The sequence below is a fragment of the Leisingera sp. ANG59 genome, from assembly GCF_013317235.1.
Lineage (GTDB): Bacteria > Pseudomonadota > Alphaproteobacteria > Rhodobacterales > Rhodobacteraceae > Leisingera.
Window position 1 is genome coordinate 99,529 of record NZ_WLCM01000003.1, and the last position, 17,483, is coordinate 117,011.

Annotated in this window: 16 protein-coding genes; 12 read left to right on the plus strand and 4 right to left on the minus strand. The window is 62.8% G+C overall.

Annotated elements, in window-relative coordinates; genetic code table 11:
* The 4 genes from GKC28_RS03710 (at position 1) to GKC28_RS03725 (ending at position 1,807) form a co-directional block, all read left to right on the plus strand.
* The gene (locus GKC28_RS03710; RefSeq protein WP_019295350.1) at positions 1-273 is read left to right on the plus strand and encodes a YciI family protein; all 273 of its coding nucleotides are present in this window, start codon (positions 1-3) and stop codon (positions 271-273) included.
* Positions 273-695, plus strand: coding sequence for an EVE domain-containing protein (locus tag GKC28_RS03715; protein ID WP_174145187.1), 423 nt, complete (start codon positions 273-275; stop codon positions 693-695). The genes GKC28_RS03710 and GKC28_RS03715 overlap by 1 nt, the downstream gene beginning before the upstream one ends.
* A gap of 46 nt (positions 696-741) precedes the next feature.
* Positions 742-1,137 (plus strand): DUF1761 domain-containing protein, encoded by a 396-nt coding sequence (locus GKC28_RS03720; RefSeq protein ID WP_174145188.1) that lies wholly within the window; start codon positions 742-744, stop codon positions 1,135-1,137.
* Positions 1,138-1,534: 397 nt separating this feature from the next.
* Positions 1,535-1,807, plus strand: a complete 273-nt coding sequence (locus tag GKC28_RS03725) for a DUF4242 domain-containing protein (protein WP_174145189.1) — start codon at positions 1,535-1,537, stop codon at positions 1,805-1,807.
* Positions 1,808-1,876: 69 nt separating this feature from the next.
* On the opposite strand, the gene ahcY is transcribed toward GKC28_RS03725, so the two are convergent.
* Entirely contained in the window at positions 1,877-3,265 is a 1,389-nt protein-coding gene (gene ahcY, locus GKC28_RS03730; RefSeq protein WP_174145190.1) for an adenosylhomocysteinase, read from the minus strand.
* Positions 3,266-3,416: 151 nt separating this feature from the next.
* On the minus strand, positions 3,417-3,731 hold the full coding sequence (locus GKC28_RS03735; RefSeq protein WP_174145191.1) for a hypothetical protein: 315 nt from the start codon (positions 3,729-3,731) through the stop codon (positions 3,417-3,419).
* Positions 3,732-3,963: 232 nt separating this feature from the next.
* Between GKC28_RS03735 and GKC28_RS03740 the strand changes: the two genes are divergently transcribed.
* Positions 3,964-4,560, plus strand: a complete 597-nt coding sequence (locus GKC28_RS03740) for an HD domain-containing protein (RefSeq protein WP_174145192.1) — start codon at positions 3,964-3,966, stop codon at positions 4,558-4,560.
* Between the two features lie 3 nt (positions 4,561-4,563).
* Here the strand turns inward: GKC28_RS03740 and GKC28_RS03745 are convergent, their stop codons facing one another.
* Together GKC28_RS03745 and GKC28_RS03750 are read right to left on the minus strand one after the other, a co-directional pair.
* Entirely contained in the window at positions 4,564-5,118 is a 555-nt protein-coding gene (locus tag GKC28_RS03745) for an ActR/PrrA/RegA family redox response regulator transcription factor (protein ID WP_039184470.1), read from the minus strand.
* Positions 5,119-5,197: 79 nt separating this feature from the next.
* Positions 5,198-5,818 (minus strand): SCO family protein, encoded by a 621-nt coding sequence (locus tag GKC28_RS03750; RefSeq protein ID WP_174145193.1) that lies wholly within the window; start codon positions 5,816-5,818, stop codon positions 5,198-5,200.
* 117 nt (positions 5,819-5,935) lie between these two features.
* Between GKC28_RS03750 and regB the strand changes: the two genes are divergently transcribed.
* The 7 genes from regB (at position 5,936) to addA (ending at position 17,453) form a co-directional block, all read left to right on the plus strand.
* Positions 5,936-7,330 (plus strand): sensor histidine kinase RegB, encoded by a 1,395-nt coding sequence (regB, locus tag GKC28_RS03755; RefSeq protein ID WP_174145194.1) that lies wholly within the window; start codon positions 5,936-5,938, stop codon positions 7,328-7,330.
* Between the two features lie 89 nt (positions 7,331-7,419).
* A complete protein-coding gene (locus tag GKC28_RS03760) occupies positions 7,420-8,967 on the plus strand; it encodes a PAS-domain containing protein (RefSeq protein WP_174145195.1) in 1,548 nt (515 codons plus the stop codon).
* Between the two features lie 49 nt (positions 8,968-9,016).
* Positions 9,017-9,493, plus strand: a complete 477-nt coding sequence (tsaE, locus tag GKC28_RS03765; protein ID WP_174145196.1) for a tRNA (adenosine(37)-N6)-threonylcarbamoyltransferase complex ATPase subunit type 1 TsaE — start codon at positions 9,017-9,019, stop codon at positions 9,491-9,493.
* Positions 9,490-10,488, plus strand: coding sequence for an aminoglycoside phosphotransferase family protein (locus GKC28_RS03770; protein ID WP_174145376.1), 999 nt, complete (start codon positions 9,490-9,492; stop codon positions 10,486-10,488). Before tsaE ends, GKC28_RS03770 begins: the two co-directional genes overlap by 4 nt.
* Positions 10,488-11,180 (plus strand): nucleotidyltransferase family protein, encoded by a 693-nt coding sequence (locus GKC28_RS03775; protein WP_174145197.1) that lies wholly within the window; start codon positions 10,488-10,490, stop codon positions 11,178-11,180. The genes GKC28_RS03770 and GKC28_RS03775 overlap by 1 nt, the downstream gene beginning before the upstream one ends.
* A complete protein-coding gene (addB, locus tag GKC28_RS03780) occupies positions 11,170-14,103 on the plus strand; it encodes a double-strand break repair protein AddB (RefSeq protein ID WP_174145198.1) in 2,934 nt (977 codons plus the stop codon). Before GKC28_RS03775 ends, addB begins: the two co-directional genes overlap by 11 nt.
* Complete coding sequence (gene addA, locus GKC28_RS03785) at positions 14,100-17,453, plus strand: double-strand break repair helicase AddA (protein ID WP_174145199.1); 3,354 nt, start codon at positions 14,100-14,102, stop codon at positions 17,451-17,453. Before addB ends, addA begins: the two co-directional genes overlap by 4 nt.
* The last annotated feature ends 30 nt before the right edge of the window (positions 17,454-17,483 follow it).

Below are 17,483 nucleotides of genomic sequence, written 5' to 3' on the forward strand. Positions count from 1 at the left end.
ATGCTCATTGCATTGATCGCCCGCGACAAACCCGGCCATTTGCAGACCCGGCTGGACAACCGTGACGCCCATCTGGCCTATATCAACGACACCGGCGCCGTGGCCCAAGCCGGCCCGCTCTTGGATCAGGATGGCAATATGGCCGGTTCCCTGGTTATTCTGGACGTCGAAGACATGGCAGCAGGCGAGGCATGGGCGGCAAACGATCCCTATAACAAGGCCGGCCTCTTTGAAGCTGTCGAATTGATCACCTGGAAAAAGGTCATCGGCTGATGCGCTACTGGCTGTTCAAATCCGAACCCTCCACCTGGAGCTGGGATGACCAGGTTGCCAAGGGTGATGCGGGCGAGGAATGGGACGGCGTGCGCAACTATCAGGCGCGCAACTTCATGCGCGAGATGAAGATTGGCGACCGCGGCTTTTTTTATCATTCTCAGAAAGAGAAATCCGTGGTCGGCATTGTTGAGATCTGTGCCGAGTCGCACCCCGACAGCACCACCGAGGACGACCGCTGGGAATGCGTCGATATCAAGGCGGTGCGCCCCTTTTCCAAACCTGTAACGCTGGACCAGATCAAAACGGACCCGCGGCTGGAGGAGATGGTGCTCGTCAAGAACTCCCGTCTGTCGGTGCAGCCGGTGAGCGAAGCGGAATGGGCCGCCATCTGCGCGCTGGGGGAGACAGATCCCGGCTGATCTGACACTCTGCTCTCAAGTGACTGAATCCATTGAGGAGAGCATCATGGAATTCCTGAGTGTGGTTGTTGCGGCGGCAGTGGCATTTGTGCTGGGCGCCGTCTACTACGGCGCATTGGCCAAGCCCTGGATCGAAGCCTCCGGTGTGGAATATGACGAGAGCGGCAAGCCGAAAGGCGGGCAAAGCCCGATGATCTTTGCCATGGCTTTTGTTCTGCAAATGATCGTCGTCGGGATGATGCGGCATGTGTTCAGCCTGTCAGGTATCGAAACCCTGGGTGCGGGTCTGGTCGGCGGCGCAGGCATCGGGTTGTTTTTCATCAGCCCCTGGATTGCGCTCAACAACATGTATGGAATGCGGCCAGTGAAACTGACGCTGATTGATGGCGGCTATGCCACGCTGGCCTGCGCGGCGGCCGGTCTGGTGCTGACGCTGCTTTGAGCTGACTCGGTTCTGAAATGAAAAAGGGAAGGACCTGAGGACAATCAGGACCTTCCCTTCCACCCCGCGTGCTCCACTATCCACCACACGCGTATGAAAATCTGGTTCCTGGCCGTCCTGGCCGGTTTCTTAGGTATAGGCCGCCCAGCGCCGATTCCGCAAAACAATAACCCGGACAATGCGAGCTAAATCAGAGTAGACGGGAAACGAGCGGGAAAGTCTCAGCTTCAGGTAAAAGACCGGAACGGCAACCGTGACTCCCTACATGCGCCGCTCGACCACAGCTCCAGCCCCTTCGACTGCGCCTCCCCAGCTGCTATCTGCCGGAACGCATGCCTTTCCGGGGCACAGACCTATATCGAGGTCTGCGTACCAGTGAAAAGGAGGAGTTTATCCCATGCAAAGGTTTCTCATCGAACGGGAAATCCCGAAGGTTGGCAGCATGAGCGGTGAAGAACTTAGCGGTGCGGCACGCACCTCCAATGACGCGCTGGCCAAACTGGCTCCTCGGGTCCAGTGGCAGCACTCCTACGTTGCCGGCGACAAAACTTTCTGCATTTACCTCGCCGACTCCGAAGATGCGATACACGAGCATTCAAAGCTGAGCGGCTTTCCGGCCAGTAAGATCACTAGAATCGAAACTGTTATCGACCCAACCACTGGCAACTGAGCAACCCAGGCAAAGAAAAGCGCCGCCGGATTTCCCCGGCGGCGCTCCTTGGTGTTCTGCTTATTCCGCTTAGTAGCGGTAGTGCTCCGGCTTGAACGGGCCTTCCGGCTTTACGCCGATATAGGCGGCCTGCTCCGGGCTCAGCTGGGTCAGCTTGACGCCGATGCGGCCGAGGTGCAGGCGGGCGACTTTCTCGTCCAGGTGCTTGGGCAGGATGTAGACGTCGTTTTCGTAGTGATCACCGCGGGTCCACAGTTCGATCTGGGCCAGCACCTGGTTGGTGAAGGAAGCCGACATCACAAAGGACGGGTGGCCGGTGGCGTTGCCGAGGTTCAGCAGGCGGCCTTCGGACAGCAGGATGATGCGGTTGCCCGAGGGCATCTCGATCATGTCCACCTGGTCCTTGATGTTGGTCCATTTGTGGTTGCGCAGGCTGGCAACCTGGATCTCGTTGTCGAAGTGGCCAATGTTGCCGACAATCGCCATGTCCTTCATCTCGCGCATGTGCTCGATGCGGATCACGTCCTTGTTGCCGGTGGTGGTGATGAAGATATCGGCGGAGGACACGACGTCCTCCAGCAGAACCACTTCAAAACCGTCCATCGCAGCCTGCAGGGCGCAGATCGGGTCGGCCTCGGTGACTTTCACACGCGCGCCGGCACCGCGCAGCGACGCTGCAGAGCCCTTGCCCACGTCGCCATAACCGCAGACTACGGCGACTTTGCCGGCCATCATGGTGTCGGTGGCGCGGCGGATGCCGTCGACCAGCGATTCCTTGCAGCCGTATTTATTGTCGAATTTCGACTTGGTTACCGAGTCGTTGACGTTGATCGCCGGGAACGGCAGCTGGCCGTTCTTCTGCAGGTCATACAGACGGTGGACGCCGGTGGTGGTTTCCTCGGACACACCCAGGATCGCATCACGGGTCTTGGTGAACCAGCCCGGGGAGGCTTCCATGCGCTTCATGATCTGCGCCTTGATGACCGCTTCCTCTTCGGACTGCGGCACCGGGATGATGTCCTCGCCCGCTTCGGCGCGGGCGCCCAGAAGCACATAAAGGGTGGCGTCGCCGCCATCGTCCAGGATCAGGTTTGCGCCCTCGGGGAACATGAAGGATTTGTCGAGGTAATCCCAGTGCTCTTCCAGGGTCTGGCCCTTGATCGCAAAAACCGGGATCCCGGCTTCGGCAATTGCCGCGGCGGCGTGGTCCTGGGTCGAGAAGATGTTGCAGGAGGCCCAGCGCACATCCGCGCCCAGCGCCACCAGCGTTTCAATCAGAACCGCGGTCTGGATGGTCATGTGCAGCGAGCCGACGATGCGCGCGCCCTTCAGCGGTTTGCTTTCGCCATATTCCTCGCGCAGCGCCATCAGGCCCGGCATTTCGGTTTCGGCGATGTCCAGCTCTTTGCGGCCAAAGCCTGCCAGCGCGATGTCCTTGACGATATAATCCCCGGCCATAGTCTGCTCCATTCCGGTTACGAGTACACTTGGTGCAGGGCCTAGCACTGCATTTGTTGATATTCAACGAAGATACCCGCAACCGGAGCCGGAGGGCTCAGGCTTTTCATCAAGTGTCAGGCTGTAGGGGAAGCCCGTCAGGCAGCCAGTATCAGCTTGGCGTGCCCGGGTCCGGCGCTTTTTCCGCAATGTGGAAGAAAGAGGATCCGGTTGCGACAACGCAGCTGATCCCGTTTGCATGTGTGACCAGAACCGTAAAAGTGCCGGTTTCATCCGACGACCAAACTTCAATCACTGTCGCTTCGGTACGGCTTTTCTGCAATCCGCCGGCGGTCAGCCGCTCGGAATATCCGCTTTCCAGCTTTTGCGTCATCACCTCGCGGTCGCCGCAGCTGGCAGCCAAAGCTGGCGGCGCTGTCGCTGCCATGCCGAACAACAGGGAAAGACCAAGTAGGCGCTTGAACATGACAAACTCCTTTCTGTTGCGTGTCACGTCGCAGAAGGGGTTTGCCGCAGGGAGGGGGCGGTGCCCCTTGTGTACTTATAATATTGGGTCTGAAGGCACCTTTTTCAAACTCACGCCGCATAAACTGCCCGTTTTCATCCGTGTTCGCGCAAACACCCGAAAGACGGCAAGCATTGCCCGCCACAGCACCAGAAGGTAGTCACAAGACTGAGTGCAGCGACAGGACAATCCCATGCCCGCCAAACCCGCCCGCGCCTGGCAGCGAATGCTCTCCGGCCGCCGTCTGGATCTGCTGGATCCTACTCCCGTGGATATCGAGATCGAGGATATTGCCCATGGGCTGGCCTTTGTGGCGCGCTGGAACGGCCAGACAATGGGGGATTTTGCCTATTCGGTGGCAGAGCATTCGCTGCTGGTCGAGGACATCTTTGCCCGGATGCAGCCCAAGGCGCCGGTCAAATGGCGGCTGGCGGCGCTGCTGCACGATGCGCCGGAATACGTGATCGGCGACATGATTTCCCCTGTGAAGGCTGCTGTTGGGCCGGGATACGGGGATCTGGATCAGCGGCTGACTGCTGCCATCCACCTGCGGTTCGGGCTGCCGGCCGCACTGCCCAAAACGGTAAAGGCGCAGATCAAGCGGGCGGACAAGGTCAGCGCCTGGATGGAGGCGGTGCAGATCGCGGGGTTTTCAGAGAAAGAGGCAAGCCGGTTTTTCGGCCGTCCGAAACCGGAAGTCGTCGAGGGACTGAACATCGTGCTGCGTCCCCCGCTGGAAACCCGCATGGCGTTCCTGAACCGCCATGCGGACCTACTGGCCCAGCTCTGAAACTCAGCGCGGGCTGCGCTTAGCCAGGATCCGCTGCAGGGTGCGGCGGTGCATGTTCAGCCGGCGAGCGGTTTCCGAGACATTGCGGTCGCACAGTTCGTAGATCCGCTGGATATGCTCCCAGCGCACCCGGTCGGCACTCATCGGGTTTTCCGGCGGCGGCGGCAGCTCATCACCGGTCGACAGCAGCGCGTTCATGATATCGGTGGCATCTGCTGGCTTGGACAAATAGTCCGTTGCGCCGATCTTGACCGCCGCCACGGCAGTAGCAATCGCGCCATAGCCGGTGAGCACGACAACCCGGCTGTCCGGGCGCTTTTCGCGCAGCACCTCGACCACATCCAGGCCGTTGCCATCCTCCAGCCGCAGATCAACAACGGCATAGGCCGGCGGGCGGGCGGTTGCGATGGCGCTGCCTGCGGCGACAGAGCCCGCGGTCTCCACCTCAAAGCCGCGTTTCTCCATTGCCTTTGCCAGGCGCCGCAGAAAGGGCTCGTCGTCATCGACCAGCAGCAGTGTCTTGTCGGGTCCAATTTCCTGCAGAGCAGTTTCGGCCATGCCCGGTCCTCCGCGCAGTTTTATCTATTGACGCAAGAATATGTCCGGGCAGGGGAAAAGGTCAAACAGCTATCCTGCTTCAGATTTTCCCGACGAAGCAGGCGGTCTTGTCGGCCATCTGCTCTGCGGATTCATCGCGGCGGAAGAACTCCACAAAGCCTTCCTCGGGCAGCACCAGGTAAGAGAAGGTGGAATGGTCGACCAGGTAGTAGTCCTCGTCGCCCTCGTTCTTCTTGAAATAGGTCTTGTAGGCCATGCTGGCGGCCTTCACCTGCTCCAGCGAGCCGGTCAGCCCGATCATCTTCTCATGCAGGTTGGCGGCGAAATCACCAACGGCTTCAGGGGTATCGCGGTCCGGGTCGATGGAAATGAACACAGGCGTCACGCTGATTCCGCGCTCTGCCAGAACGTCGATGGCATCCGCATTGCGGGCTGCATCCATCGGGCAGACATCCGGGCAGAAGGTGTAGCCGAAATAGACAATCGAAGGTTCGGTGATTACGTCATTGTCGGTGACCGTTTCACCCTTGGCATTGACCAGCTCGAACGGCCCGCCGATGGTATCCGCCCCGCCTGCGATCTGGCTGCTCCGGCACTGCGCGAATTTGTCACCCCCGTTGCCCCCGCGGGTCAGGAACCAGGCACCGCCCACCAGGGCGGCGACAAAAGCAGCAGCTAAAAGAGCATAGACGCGGGTCATGGGATCACACTTTTCGTCAAGGAAGGGTTGTTGATCGTTTGCGGCGCCAGACCTATCAAGAATTGCAGCCGATGCAACTGGTGCACGGCGTCACATCTGCGGGAGCACCGGATCCGAATGAGCGATCGCCTTTTCAAGCTGCCGAGCAGCCACGATCACAGCCATTGGGTCCGGTTGCGGACGCTGATCCTGCTGCGCTGGGTCGCCATTGCTGGCCAGATCACGGCCATTGCGGTGGCGCAGCACCGGTTTAACCTGCAGCTGGAACTGGGCCTTTGCTACCTGGCCATCGGTATTTCCGCGGCTGGCAACCTGATTGCCATCTTCGCCTTTCCGGAAAACAAGCGCCTAAGCGAGTTCGAAAACTTCCTGATGGTGCTGTTCGACCTGCTGCAACTGGCCTTTCTGGTCTATCTGACTGGTGGTCTGAACAATCCGTTTGCCCTGCTGGTGCTTGGACCGGTTACGATTTCCGCCGCGGTAATGGGCCTGCGCTCCACCCTGATCATTGGGGCAACTGCCATCATACTGGTCACACTTATGGCCGAATTTCACCTGCCTCTGCGGACTGAGCAAGGGTTCATCCTGCGGATCCCGGATGTGTTCATTTTCGGCAACTGGATCGCGATCGTCATCGCCATCCTTTTTATTGGCGCTTACTCTTTCCGGGTCAGCAGTGAAATGCGGCTGATGTCGGATGCGCTGAGCGCCACGCAGCTGGCCTTGTCGCGCGAGCAGAAACTGACCGACCTGGGCGGCGTGGTGGCTGCGGCTGCGCATGAGCTGGGAACACCTCTGGCTACCATCAAGCTGACCAGCGCCGAGTTGATCGAGGAGTTGGAAGACCGGCCCGACCTGCGCGAAGATGCTGCCTTGATACGTGAACAGGCCGACCGTTGCCGGGATATCCTGCGTAGCATGGGCCGGGCAGGCAAAGACGATCTGCACCTGCGGCAGGCTCCGTTCTCCACGCTGGTCACTGAAGCCGCAGAGCCGCATATGCACCGGGGCAAGGCCGTTCTCTACCACGAGGAGCCGTTGGAAGGCGGCGATTATCAGCAGCCCACAGTGCTGCGCAAGCCGGAGATCATCCACGGGCTGCGCAACCTGGTCCAGAACGCGGTCGATTTTTCCCAAAGCACGGTCTGGATCGATGCCGCCTGGGACAATGAGCGGATCGTCCTGCGGATCAGCGACGACGGGAAGGGATTTCCGCCGCATCTGCTGGGCCGTATCGGCGACCCGTTTGTGCGCCGCCGCCGGGGAGAAAGCGAATTGAAGCAACGTCCGGAATATGAAGGCATGGGGCTGGGCCTGTTCATCGCCAAGACCCTGCTGCAGCGCACCGGTGCGCAGCTGAGGTTTGCCAATGGGTCAGACCCCCACCAGACCCTTCTTCCAGGCATTGAGCGGCAAGGCGCCATCGTCGAGGTCGCCTGGCCGCGCAGGGAAATTGACGCCATAGCCGCGGGAGGCCCTGTTACCGGCAAAAATTTACCTTTAGAAATTTAACTATTCACTTTTGGGAAACCAATTAAACTTCATTTAACCATTTTTAGGGAACCATGAAGGCAAACGAGAGCTGAACTAGGCAGGAAGACATGCAGGATTTCGCTTCGATCGAATGGTTTGTACTGGCCGCACTGTGCGCCGCCACAGCTGCTGCCGCAGTCTGGTGGCTTTCACCCCCCCCGCGCCGCAACGGCATGGAACATGACCTGCTGGCAGGCGACGGTCGAACGGACGCCGTTTTTCTGTTTGATGACAGCAGTCTGATTGGCTGGTCTTCCGGCGCCCGCAAGTTTATCGGCGATCAGGCGGAGAACTTTGACTGGAGCATGCTGCGCGACCAGCTGGCCCGCAGCTACCCCGGACTGCCGCAATCACCCGGGTTTCTCAAAGATGTGGGGCCGCTGGTGCTGTCCGGCACCGCCGCTGCCCAAAACCGTGAGGCGCATTGCGAATGGATCGACGGTGTGACCCGCGTTCAGCTGCGCCGCAGCACCCTGGAAGAACAGAATAAATCCCTGGATCAGGAACTGACCACCCTGCGTGCTGCCGTGCATCAGGCCCCCTACCCGGTCTGGCTGCAGTCGGAAGAGGGAAATGTCACCTGGTCCAACCTCGCTTATGACAATCTGAACCAAAAGATTCGCGGCCGCAGTGCAGACTTTGCCGATCCTTTGTTCACTGATCTCCACGATCCAATGACCAGCGGCAAACCGGAGCGGATCCATATTCCGCTGCCGGACAGCGGCAGGAAGCTTTGGTACAACGTTTCGACAACCGAAACCGAGGCCGGCTGGCTGTGCCATGCCGTCGACGTGAACGCCGTGGTCGACGCCGAGGTTGCCCAGCGCAATTTTGTACAGACACTGGCCAAGACCTTTGCCCAGCTGTCGATCGGCCTGGCGATCTTTGACCGCAACCGCCAGCTGGTGCTGTTCAATCCGGTGCTGATCGACCTGACTGCGCTGCCAGCAAACTTCCTCAGCTCGCGGCCCAACCTCCTGACCTTTTTTGACCGGCTGCGCGACCAGCGGATGATGCCGGAACCCAAGAGCTATTCCAGCTGGCGCCACCAGATGGCCGACCTGCTGGAAGCTGCCGCCGAGGGCCGGTACCAGGAAACCTGGTCGCTGCCTTCGGGCTCAGTCTACAAGGTCTCGGGCCGGCCGCATCCGGATGGCGCCATCGCCTTCCTGTTCGAGGATATTACCGCCGAGGTCACCCTTACCCGCCAGTTCCGCTCAGAACTGGAAATGGGCCAGTCGATCCTGGACCAGATGGACGAGGCCATTGCAGTGTTCGCCAACGACGGTAGCATGAGCTTTTCCAATAGCGCTTACGACAGCCTTTGGCGGGTGGACCCGGACTCCAGCTTTGCCAAAGTGTCGATCATGGATGCCAGCCGGATCTGGCAGGACACTTGTGCTCCGACCCCGGCCTGGGGTGAGATCCGCGACTTCGTGGCAGGCTGCGAAGGACGCGAGGCCTGGTGGTCCAGCGTTAAGCTGCGCGACGGCACAGAAATGATCTGCAAGGTTTCAGCAATCCAGAACGGCGCCACCATGGTCAGCTTCCGGAAACCGGAAACCGCCGACCTGCCGGCAAGCCAGGAACGCTTCGCCGCCAACTCGCAAGGCTGACCCTGGAAACCGGCTTGCAGCGGCACCGCGGCGGCGCCATTGTACCGCCATGACCACGACCTCCGCGGCGTTCACGCTGAATTCACCTGAGGAAACGGCCGAGCTGGCCGCCCGTATCGCCGGAGCCCTGCGCCCCGGCGATTGCCTGTTGCTGGAAGGCGCCATTGGTGCCGGAAAAACCCATTTCGCCCGCCATCTGATCCAATCCTTGATGGATGAGCCCGAAGATGTGCCCTCGCCCACGTTCACATTGGTGCAGACCTATGATGTGCCGGCAGGTGAACTGTGGCACACAGACCTCTACCGCCTGTCCTCCCTGGATGAGCTGGAGGAACTGGGCCTGACAGAGGCCTTTGACAGTGCGATCTGCCTTGTCGAATGGCCTGACCGGCTGCAGGAACTGACACCGGCACATGCCTTGCACCTGGCACTGGCGCTGGACTCCGAACAAGAAGACCGCCGCCATCTGGCGCTCCGCTGGAGCGATCCGAAATGGCAGCCCCTGATGGAGCGCATCTGCGCATGACCGACCGCAAGACCCTTTGCGAAACCTTCCTGTCCGCAACACCTTTTGCCGGCTGGCAGCGCGGCCCGCTGGCCGGGGACGCCTCCAACCGCCGCTATGAGCGGCTGACCGGTGACAGCGGCGAAACCGTGGTGCTGATGGACGCCCCGCCGGAAAAGGGCGAGGACGTCCGTCCGTTCATCCGAGTCGCCGGCTATCTGCGGGACCACGGCCTTAGCGCCCCGGAAATCCTGGCCCACGACGTGGAGCAAGGCTTCCTGCTGCTGGAGGATCTGGGTGACGATCTGTACGCCCGAGTCATCCTGCGCGAACCGGCGCTGGAAAAGGAGCTGTACGAAGCGGCAACCGGTGCGCTGGTCACGTTGCACCAAGCGCCGATGCCGGATCTGGAGCCCTATGGCCCGCGGATGATGGCGGAGATGTCCGGACTGGCGCTGTCAAAGTACCGCGCCGGTATCCTCGGCAGCCAGGATGCGGATCTGCAAGCCCGGTTTGAGGACATGTTCGAGGACATCCTGCGCGAAACCGTCAAGGGAGATCCGGTGCTGGTACAGCGCGACTATCACGCCGAGAACCTGCTGTGGCTGCCGGACCGCGAGGGCGTCGCCCGCGTTGGCCTGCTGGATTTCCAGGATGCCCGCGCCGGTCACCCGGCTTATGACTTGGTATCTCTGCTGCAGGATGCCCGCCGCGACGTGCCCGCCGGCATCGAAATGCAGATGATCGACCGCTACGTCGTAGCGTCTGGCGTTGATGAGTCCGGCTTCCGCACCGCCTATACCGTGCTTGGCGTGCAGCGGAACCTGCGCATTCTCGGCGTCTTTGCCCGGCTCAGCATGGATTACGGCAAACCCCATTACGTGGATCTGATCCCGCGGGTCTGGAATCATTTCATCCGCGGTCTGGAGCACCCGGTTCTGGCCCGGGTGGCAGCTCTGCTGCACGAGAGCCTGCCGGCCCCCACCCCGGAAAACCTGGACAAGCTGAGGCCCTGATGCAGCGCTCCCCTGATGCTGTCATGCTGTTTGCCGCCGGCTTTGGCACCCGGATGCGGGAGCTGACCCGCGACAAGCCGAAACCGATGATCGAGGTGGGAGGCAGGCCGCTGATCTCCCACGCGCTAGAGTTGGCCCAAGCGGTCCAGCCGGCCCGGATCGCCGCCAACCTGCATTACAAGCCGGAACCGCTGAAGGCCCTGTTAGAGCCTGAAAACGTGCTCCTCAGCCTGGAAACACCTGACATCCTCGACACCGGCGGCGGGCTGCGCCAGGCCCTGCCGCTGCTGGGGGACGGCCCGGTCTTCACCGTGAACACAGACGCCATCTGGAGAGGCCCGAACCCGCTGCAGCTGGCGCAGAACGCCTGGGACCCGGAGCGCATGGATGCGCTGCTGGTCTGTGTCCCGCTGGACCGGGCCGTTGGCCGCACCGGCGGCGGAGATTTCTCGATGGACGCCGAAGGGCGCATCAGCCGCGGCGGCGATCTGGTCTATGGCGGGGTGCAGATCCTGAAAACGGAAGGGCTGCACCAGGTTGAAGACAAGGTTTTCTCCCTGAACGTGCTTTGGAACCAGATGGCCGCAGCGGACCGGCTGTTTGCGCTGGAATATCCCGGCCGCTGGTGCGATGTGGGCCATCCCGAGGGGATCACACTGGCCGAGGACCTGATAGCCGCAGATGATGTTTGAACCATCCGCCAAACCGCGCCTGTTTGCCGTGTCCTGCGGCGTCGATTTCCCCCGTGCGCTGGTCGAGGGCCTGCGCAACCGCAGCCTGGGCTTGCCGCCTGAGGCGCTGGCGAGGGCGGAACTGATCGTCAACACCTCCCGCATGGCGCGCCGGGTGCGCGGCCTGTTCGATGCCGGCCCGGCCATGCTGCTGCCACGGATGCTGCTGCTGACCGACCTGGCCCAGCGCGCCACTCTGGACGGCCTGCCGCCCGCCCTGCCCCCGCTGCGGCGTCGGCTGGAGCTATCGCAGCTGATTGCGAAACTGCAGGACGCCCAGCCCGATCTCGCCTCCCGCGCCTCGCTCTATGACCTGTCCGACAGCCTGGCGGCGCTGATCGACGAGATGCAGGGCGAAGGTGTCAGCACCGATACAATCCGCGCGCTTGATGTCTCCGACATGTCCGGCCACTGGGCCCGGGCGCAGGCCTTCATCGGCATCGCCGATGAATTCACTGGCCTGCATGAGGGCGCGATGGATGCCCAGGCGCGGCAGCGGCAGGTGGTGCTGAACCTGATTGACCAATGGCAGGAAAGCCCGCCGCAGCATCCGGTGATCCTGGCCGGCTCCACCGGCTCGCGCGGCACGACGCTGATGCTGATGCAGGCCATCGCGCGGCTACCGCAAGGGGCGGTGGTGCTGCCCGGGTTCGACTTTGACCAGCCGGAGCATGTCTGGTCCGGGCTGGACGATCCGCTGATCTCGGAGGATCACCCGCAGTACCGGTTCTATAAGCTGATGAAGGACCTGGAGCTTGCGCCCAGCGACGTGCAGCCATGGACAGAGACCCCGCCGGTCTCGCCCGAGCGCAACCGGCTGGTCTCGCTGGCCTTGCGCCCTGCCCCGGTCACCGACGCCTGGATGAGCGAGGGCCCGCTGCTGACCGGTTTGGACAAAGCCACTGAAAATGTCACCCTGATCGAGGCCCCCAGCCCCCGCGCCGAGGCACTGGCCATCGCGCTGCGCCTGCGACAGGCGGCGGAAGACGGGCAGACCGCGGCGCTGATCACCCCGGACCGGATGCTGACCCGCCAGGTCTCTGCCGCGCTGGACCGCTGGGACATCCTGCCCGATGACTCGGCCGGCCAGCCGCTGCAGCTGTCGCCCCCGGGCCGCTTTCTGCGCCATGTGGCGGGGCTGTTCTGCAAACCGCTGGCCTGTGACAGTCTGCTGACCCTGCTGAAACATCCGCTCACCCATGACGGCGCGGACCGCGGCAACCACCTGCGCCAGACCCGCGAGCTGGAGCTGTCACTGCGCCGCAACGGACCGCCCTTTCCGGATGCCGCTGCCTTTGCCGGCTTTGAAACCGGCCGCAACCTGATCCCCGGCTGGACCAGCTGGCTGAGCGCCTGTTTCGCGGATCAGGAGATCGCCGGCACTCTGCCCCTGACCGATTGGGTCGAACGGCTGCGCGATCTGGCCGAGCGTATCGCCGTCGGCAGCCAGGCGGACGGCGCCGGCACGCTGTGGGACAAGAAGGCGGGCCTTGCCGCCCTCGCCTGTATCGAAAATCTGGAGACCGAGGCCCCCTATGGCGGTGAGATGACCGCCCGCGATTTCACCGACCTGCTGGGCGCGCTGCTGAGCCAGGGTGAGGTGCGCGACCGCGATGCGCCTTATGGCTCGATCATGATCTGGGGCACGCTGGAGGCGCGTGTGCAAGGCGCCGATCTGGTGATCCTTGGCGGCCTGAACGAAGGCAGCTGGCCCGAGGCCGCCAGCCCCGATCCCTGGCTGAACCGCCAGCTGCGCAACCAGGCGGGGCTCTTGCTGCCTGAACGCCGCATCGGCCTGTCGGCGCATGACTTCCAGCAGGCCATCGCCGCGCCGGAGGTCTGGCTGACCCGTGCCGAACGCTCGGAAGAAGCCGACACCGTGCCCTCGCGCTGGCTGAACCGGCTGACCAATCTGCTGTCCGGCCTGCCGAAACAGGGCGGCCGCGCGGCGCTCGACACCATGCGCGCCAAGGGCCGGCAGTGGCTCGGCTGGGCGGACGTGCTGGAGGAACCCACGCCGATCCCGCAATATCCCCGCCCGTCCCCGTGCCCGCCGGTGGCGGCCCGCCCGCGACGGCTGACGATCACCGAAATTCCACGCCTGATCCGCGACCCCTATGCGATCTACGCCAAACATGTGCTGCGCTTGAGGCCGCTCAACCCGCTGGTGCAGGAGCCCGACGCTCTTCTGCGCGGAATCGTGGTGCATGAGGTGTTCGAGCATTTCATCAAGGAAGCCCAGACGGACCCGAGCCTGCTGAGCGCCAGCCAGCTGATCGGCAAGACACGCGAGCTGCTGGAGACCCACGTGCCCTGGCCTGTTGCCCGCATCCTGTGGCACAGCCGCATCCGCAAGATTGCCGGCGATTTCATCCTGGCCGAGCAGGAGCGCCAAGCCCGCGCCAAGCCGGTTGCTTTTGAGGCAAAGGGCAGCGCCCGGCTGGATCCGCTGGATTTCACCATCGCCTGCCGTGCCGACCGGATCGACATGGACGACCGCGGATTTCTGCATCTCTACGACTACAAAACAGGTACGCCACCCAGCGAGGCGCAGCAGAAGAAATTCGAAAAACAGCTGCTGATCGAGGCTGCAATGGCCGAGGAAGGCGCCTTTGACGATCTCGGCCCGGCAGAAGTGGCGCGGGCAGTGTTCATAGGATTGGGCAGTAAACTGAACGAAGTGCGCGCACCGCTGGAGGATGAGCCTCCCGCCAAGGTCTGGGATGAGCTGCGCACGCTGATCGGGGCCTATTTCGAGCCTGAACAAGGCTATTCAAGCCGGCGTATGGTGCACCGGGACGACATCGCCGGCGATTATGACCACCTCGCGCGCTACGGCGAATGGGACCGCAGCGCCGAACCGCAGCCGGAGGATCTGGCATGACCATCCGCGACGCCGCCTCCGAGGCGCAGTTCCGCGCCGCACGCCCCGATGCCTCCACATGGCTGGCCGCCAACGCGGGCTCCGGTAAGACCAAGGTGCTGACCGACAGGGTGGCACGGCTGCTTCTGAAGGGGGTTCAGCCGCAGCATATCCTGTGCCTCACTTACACCAAGGCGGCCGCCAGCGAGATGCAGAACCGGCTGTTCAAGCGTCTGGGGGAATGGGCGATGCTGGGCGATCCGGCGCTGATCGCAGCCCTGACCGAGCTGGGGGAGGTCAACACCGCAGCCGGCGATCTGGCCAAGGCGCGCACCCTGTTTGCCCGCGCCATTGAGACGCCCGGCGGGTTGAAAATCCAGACCATCCACTCCTTCTGTTCCTCGCTGCTGCGCCGTTTCCCGCTGGAGGCCGGCGTCAGCCCCCAGTTTTCCGAGATGGACGACCGCGCGGGCCAGCTGCTGCGGGCGGAAATCATGGAGGATCTTGCCCAAGGCGCCGAGGCGCCGCTGGTGGATGCCCTGGCGCGCCATGTCAGCGACAGCGATTTTGAGACCCTCACGTCCGCCATCTGCCAGCGCCGCGCCGATTTCGGCGAGCCGCTGGACTGGAACGGGCTGCTGGACCTGTTCGGGCTGCCCGAAGGCTTTGACGAGACCGCGCTGGAGGCACTGGTGTTCCTGGGCGGAGAGGAAGAGCTGCTGCAGCGCACCCGTGACATGCTGGGGCAGGGCGGTACAACCGATCAGAGGGCAGCGGCCAAGCTCGCCGGCATCACCAAGCCCACGCTCGCCGATCTCAGCACGCTCGAAAGCGTGTTTCTGACCGGTGCCGGCGCCAAGGAACCGTTCACCGCCAAAGTGGACAAGTTCCCGACCAAGAAACTGCGCGAATCCCACCTCTCCCTGATGGATCAGCTGGAACCACTGATGCGGCGGGTGGAAGATGCGCGCGCCAAGCGCCTCGCCCTCACCGCCACACGCAAGAGCCACGACCTGCACCGCTTTGCCGCCGCCTTCCTGCCGGAATACGAGCGCCGCAAACAGCTGCGCGGCTGGCTCGACTTCGACGACCTGATCCTCAAGGCCCGCCAGTTGCTGAACGATCCGGGTGTCGCGGCCTGGGTGCTCTACCGGCTGGACGGCGGCATCGACCACATTCTGGTGGACGAGGCGCAGGACACCAGCCCGGTGCAATGGAACGTGATTGAGAAGCTGGCGCAGGAATTCACCGCCGGCGAGGGCGCGCGCTCGGACGTGGAGCGCACCATCTTTGTGGTCGGCGACAAGAAGCAGTCGATTTACTCGTTCCAGGGCGCGGACCCGGACGCTTTTGACCGGATGCAGCAGGAGTTTGGCAACCGGCTGGCGGAAACCGGGGCAGGGCTGCAGGATGCCTCGCTCGATTTCTCCTTCCGGTCCTCCGCCGCAATCCTGAAACTGGTCGATCTGGTGTTCAAGGACAGCCCGCGCGCCGGTTTCCGCAAGGACGCGCTGCATCGTGCCTTCAAGTCCGATCTGCCGGGCAGGGTGGACCTGTGGCCGGTGGTCGAAAAGGTGGAGGATGACGAGGACCCGGACTGGACCAGCCCCGTCGACCGCCCCAGCAGCCGCCATCACACGGTGATTCTGGCCGAAAGGATTGCCGGGTCGATCAAGCAAATGATCGACACTGGCGCCACCATCCCAGAGGACGGCCCGGAACGCGGCACATTCCAGCGCCGTCCGGTGCAGGCCGGCGATTTCCTGATCCTGGTGCAGCGTAGGTCCGATCTGTTCTCGGAGATTATCCGCGCCTGCAAAAAGGCCGAGCTGCCCATCGCCGGCGCCGACCGGCTCAAGGTGGGTGCGGAACTGGCGGTCAAGGACATTGCCGCGCTACTGCGCTTCCTGGCGCTGCCGGAAGACTCGTTATCTCTAGCAGAAGCCCTGAAATCACCGTTCTTTGGCTGGACTGAGCAGGCGCTGTTCGATCTCGCGCACCGGCGGGAGGCGATGTACCTGTGGCCGGCTTTGCGTGACCGGGCAGGGGAGTTCCCGGACACCATGGCGGTGCTGGATGACCTGCGCGCCAATGCCGATTTCCTGCGCCCCTATGACCTGATAGAACGGATTTTGACCCGCCACGGCGGCCGTCAGAAACTGCTGGGCCGGCTGGGACCGGAGGCGGAGGACGGCATCAACGCGCTGCTGTCACAGGCGCTGGCCTATGAACGCACTGATGTGCCCAGCCTCACCGGGTTTCTGGTCTGGATGCAAACAGACGACCTGGAAATCAAGCGCCAGATGGGCGCGGCCGGCAACATGATCCGGGTGATGTCTGTGCATGGATCCAAGGGGCTGGAAGCGCCGATCGTGATCCTGCCGGACACCGCCAAACGGCAAGCGCCGCGGGATGCGGAAATCATGCTGGCCGATGGCACCCCGGTCTGGAAACTGCCCAAGGACCAGATGCCGCCCGCGATGCTGGCGGCCCGTGAAGCCGCGCAGGAGAAACTGCAGAACGAACGGCTGCGGCTGTTGTATGTGGCTCTGACCCGGGCGGAAAAATGGCTGATTGTCGCTGCCGCCGGCGACGCGGGCGAGCAGGGCGACAGCTGGTACCGGCTGGCGGAACAGGCCATGCGCGAGGGCGGTGCAACAGAATTCGTCTGCCCGGGCGGATCAGGTTTGCGCCTGCAGCATGGGGAGTGGGGCGGGCTGCCGCTGGTCGAGCCCCCTGTTTCGCAAATTGAGAAACACTGCCTGCCGGAAGTCTTTGACAGGCCTGCCAGAGCCTATGAGGCACCGGCGCCGGCGCTCAGCCCCTCTGACCTGGGCGGAGCCAAGGCTTTGGCGGGTGATCTGGGCCTGGACGAGGATGCAGCCAAAGCCCGCGGCAGCCGTTTGCATCTGCTGCTGGAGCACCTGCCGGGCCGGCCCGAAGGCATGTGGCCGCAGCTTGCCGGCAACCTGCTGCAGGATGCTGAAGATGCAGCGGAACTGCTTTCCGAGGCTTCTGATGTTCTTAAAACCGCCGGCTTGTCCCACGTTTTCGCCCCGGAAACCCTGGCAGAAATTCCCATAACCGCAGATCTGAACGGTGACCGTCTGCATGGCATCATCGACCGCCTGATTGTCACACCGGACAGGGTGCTGGCGGTCGACTTCAAATCCAATGCCACAGTGCCTGCAACACCTGAACAATGCCCCGAAGGGCTTCTTCGCCAGATGGGGGCCTATGCTCATGCGCTCGCCCAAATTTACCCCGGCCGCACCATCGAAACCGCATTGCTCTGGACCCGCAACGCCACGCTAATGCCGCTGCCGCACGAACTTGTGACAGCGGCGCTGATGCGGCGTCTGGAACCTTGACGATCCGTTAAGCCGTACCTAGGTTCCAAC

Coding starts and splice junctions, on each gene's coding strand:
- GKC28_RS03750 (WP_174145193.1), bottom strand. CDS start 5,818: ATGACCCGCGTCTATGCTCTTTTAGCTGCTGCTTTTGTCGCCGCCCTG.
- GKC28_RS03710 (WP_019295350.1), top strand. CDS start 1: ATGCTCATTGCATTGATCGCCCGCGACAAACCCGGCCATTTGCAGACC.
- GKC28_RS03745 (WP_039184470.1), bottom strand. CDS start 5,118: ATGGCCGAAACTGCTCTGCAGGAAATTGGACCCGACAAGACACTGCTG.
- GKC28_RS03760 (WP_174145195.1), top strand. CDS start 7,420: ATGCAGGATTTCGCTTCGATCGAATGGTTTGTACTGGCCGCACTGTGC.
- GKC28_RS03725 (WP_174145189.1), top strand. CDS start 1,535: ATGCAAAGGTTTCTCATCGAACGGGAAATCCCGAAGGTTGGCAGCATG.
- GKC28_RS03720 (WP_174145188.1), top strand. CDS start 742: ATGGAATTCCTGAGTGTGGTTGTTGCGGCGGCAGTGGCATTTGTGCTG.
- addA (WP_174145199.1), top strand. CDS start 14,100: ATGACCATCCGCGACGCCGCCTCCGAGGCGCAGTTCCGCGCCGCACGC.
- ahcY (WP_174145190.1), bottom strand. CDS start 3,265: ATGGCCGGGGATTATATCGTCAAGGACATCGCGCTGGCAGGCTTTGGC.
- regB (WP_174145194.1), top strand. CDS start 5,936: ATGAGCGATCGCCTTTTCAAGCTGCCGAGCAGCCACGATCACAGCCAT.
- addB (WP_174145198.1), top strand. CDS start 11,170: ATGATGTTTGAACCATCCGCCAAACCGCGCCTGTTTGCCGTGTCCTGC.
- GKC28_RS03740 (WP_174145192.1), top strand. CDS start 3,964: ATGCCCGCCAAACCCGCCCGCGCCTGGCAGCGAATGCTCTCCGGCCGC.
- GKC28_RS03715 (WP_174145187.1), top strand. CDS start 273: ATGCGCTACTGGCTGTTCAAATCCGAACCCTCCACCTGGAGCTGGGAT.
- GKC28_RS03770 (WP_174145376.1), top strand. CDS start 9,490: ATGACCGACCGCAAGACCCTTTGCGAAACCTTCCTGTCCGCAACACCT.
- tsaE (WP_174145196.1), top strand. CDS start 9,017: ATGACCACGACCTCCGCGGCGTTCACGCTGAATTCACCTGAGGAAACG.
- GKC28_RS03735 (WP_174145191.1), bottom strand. CDS start 3,731: ATGTTCAAGCGCCTACTTGGTCTTTCCCTGTTGTTCGGCATGGCAGCG.
- GKC28_RS03775 (WP_174145197.1), top strand. CDS start 10,488: ATGCAGCGCTCCCCTGATGCTGTCATGCTGTTTGCCGCCGGCTTTGGC.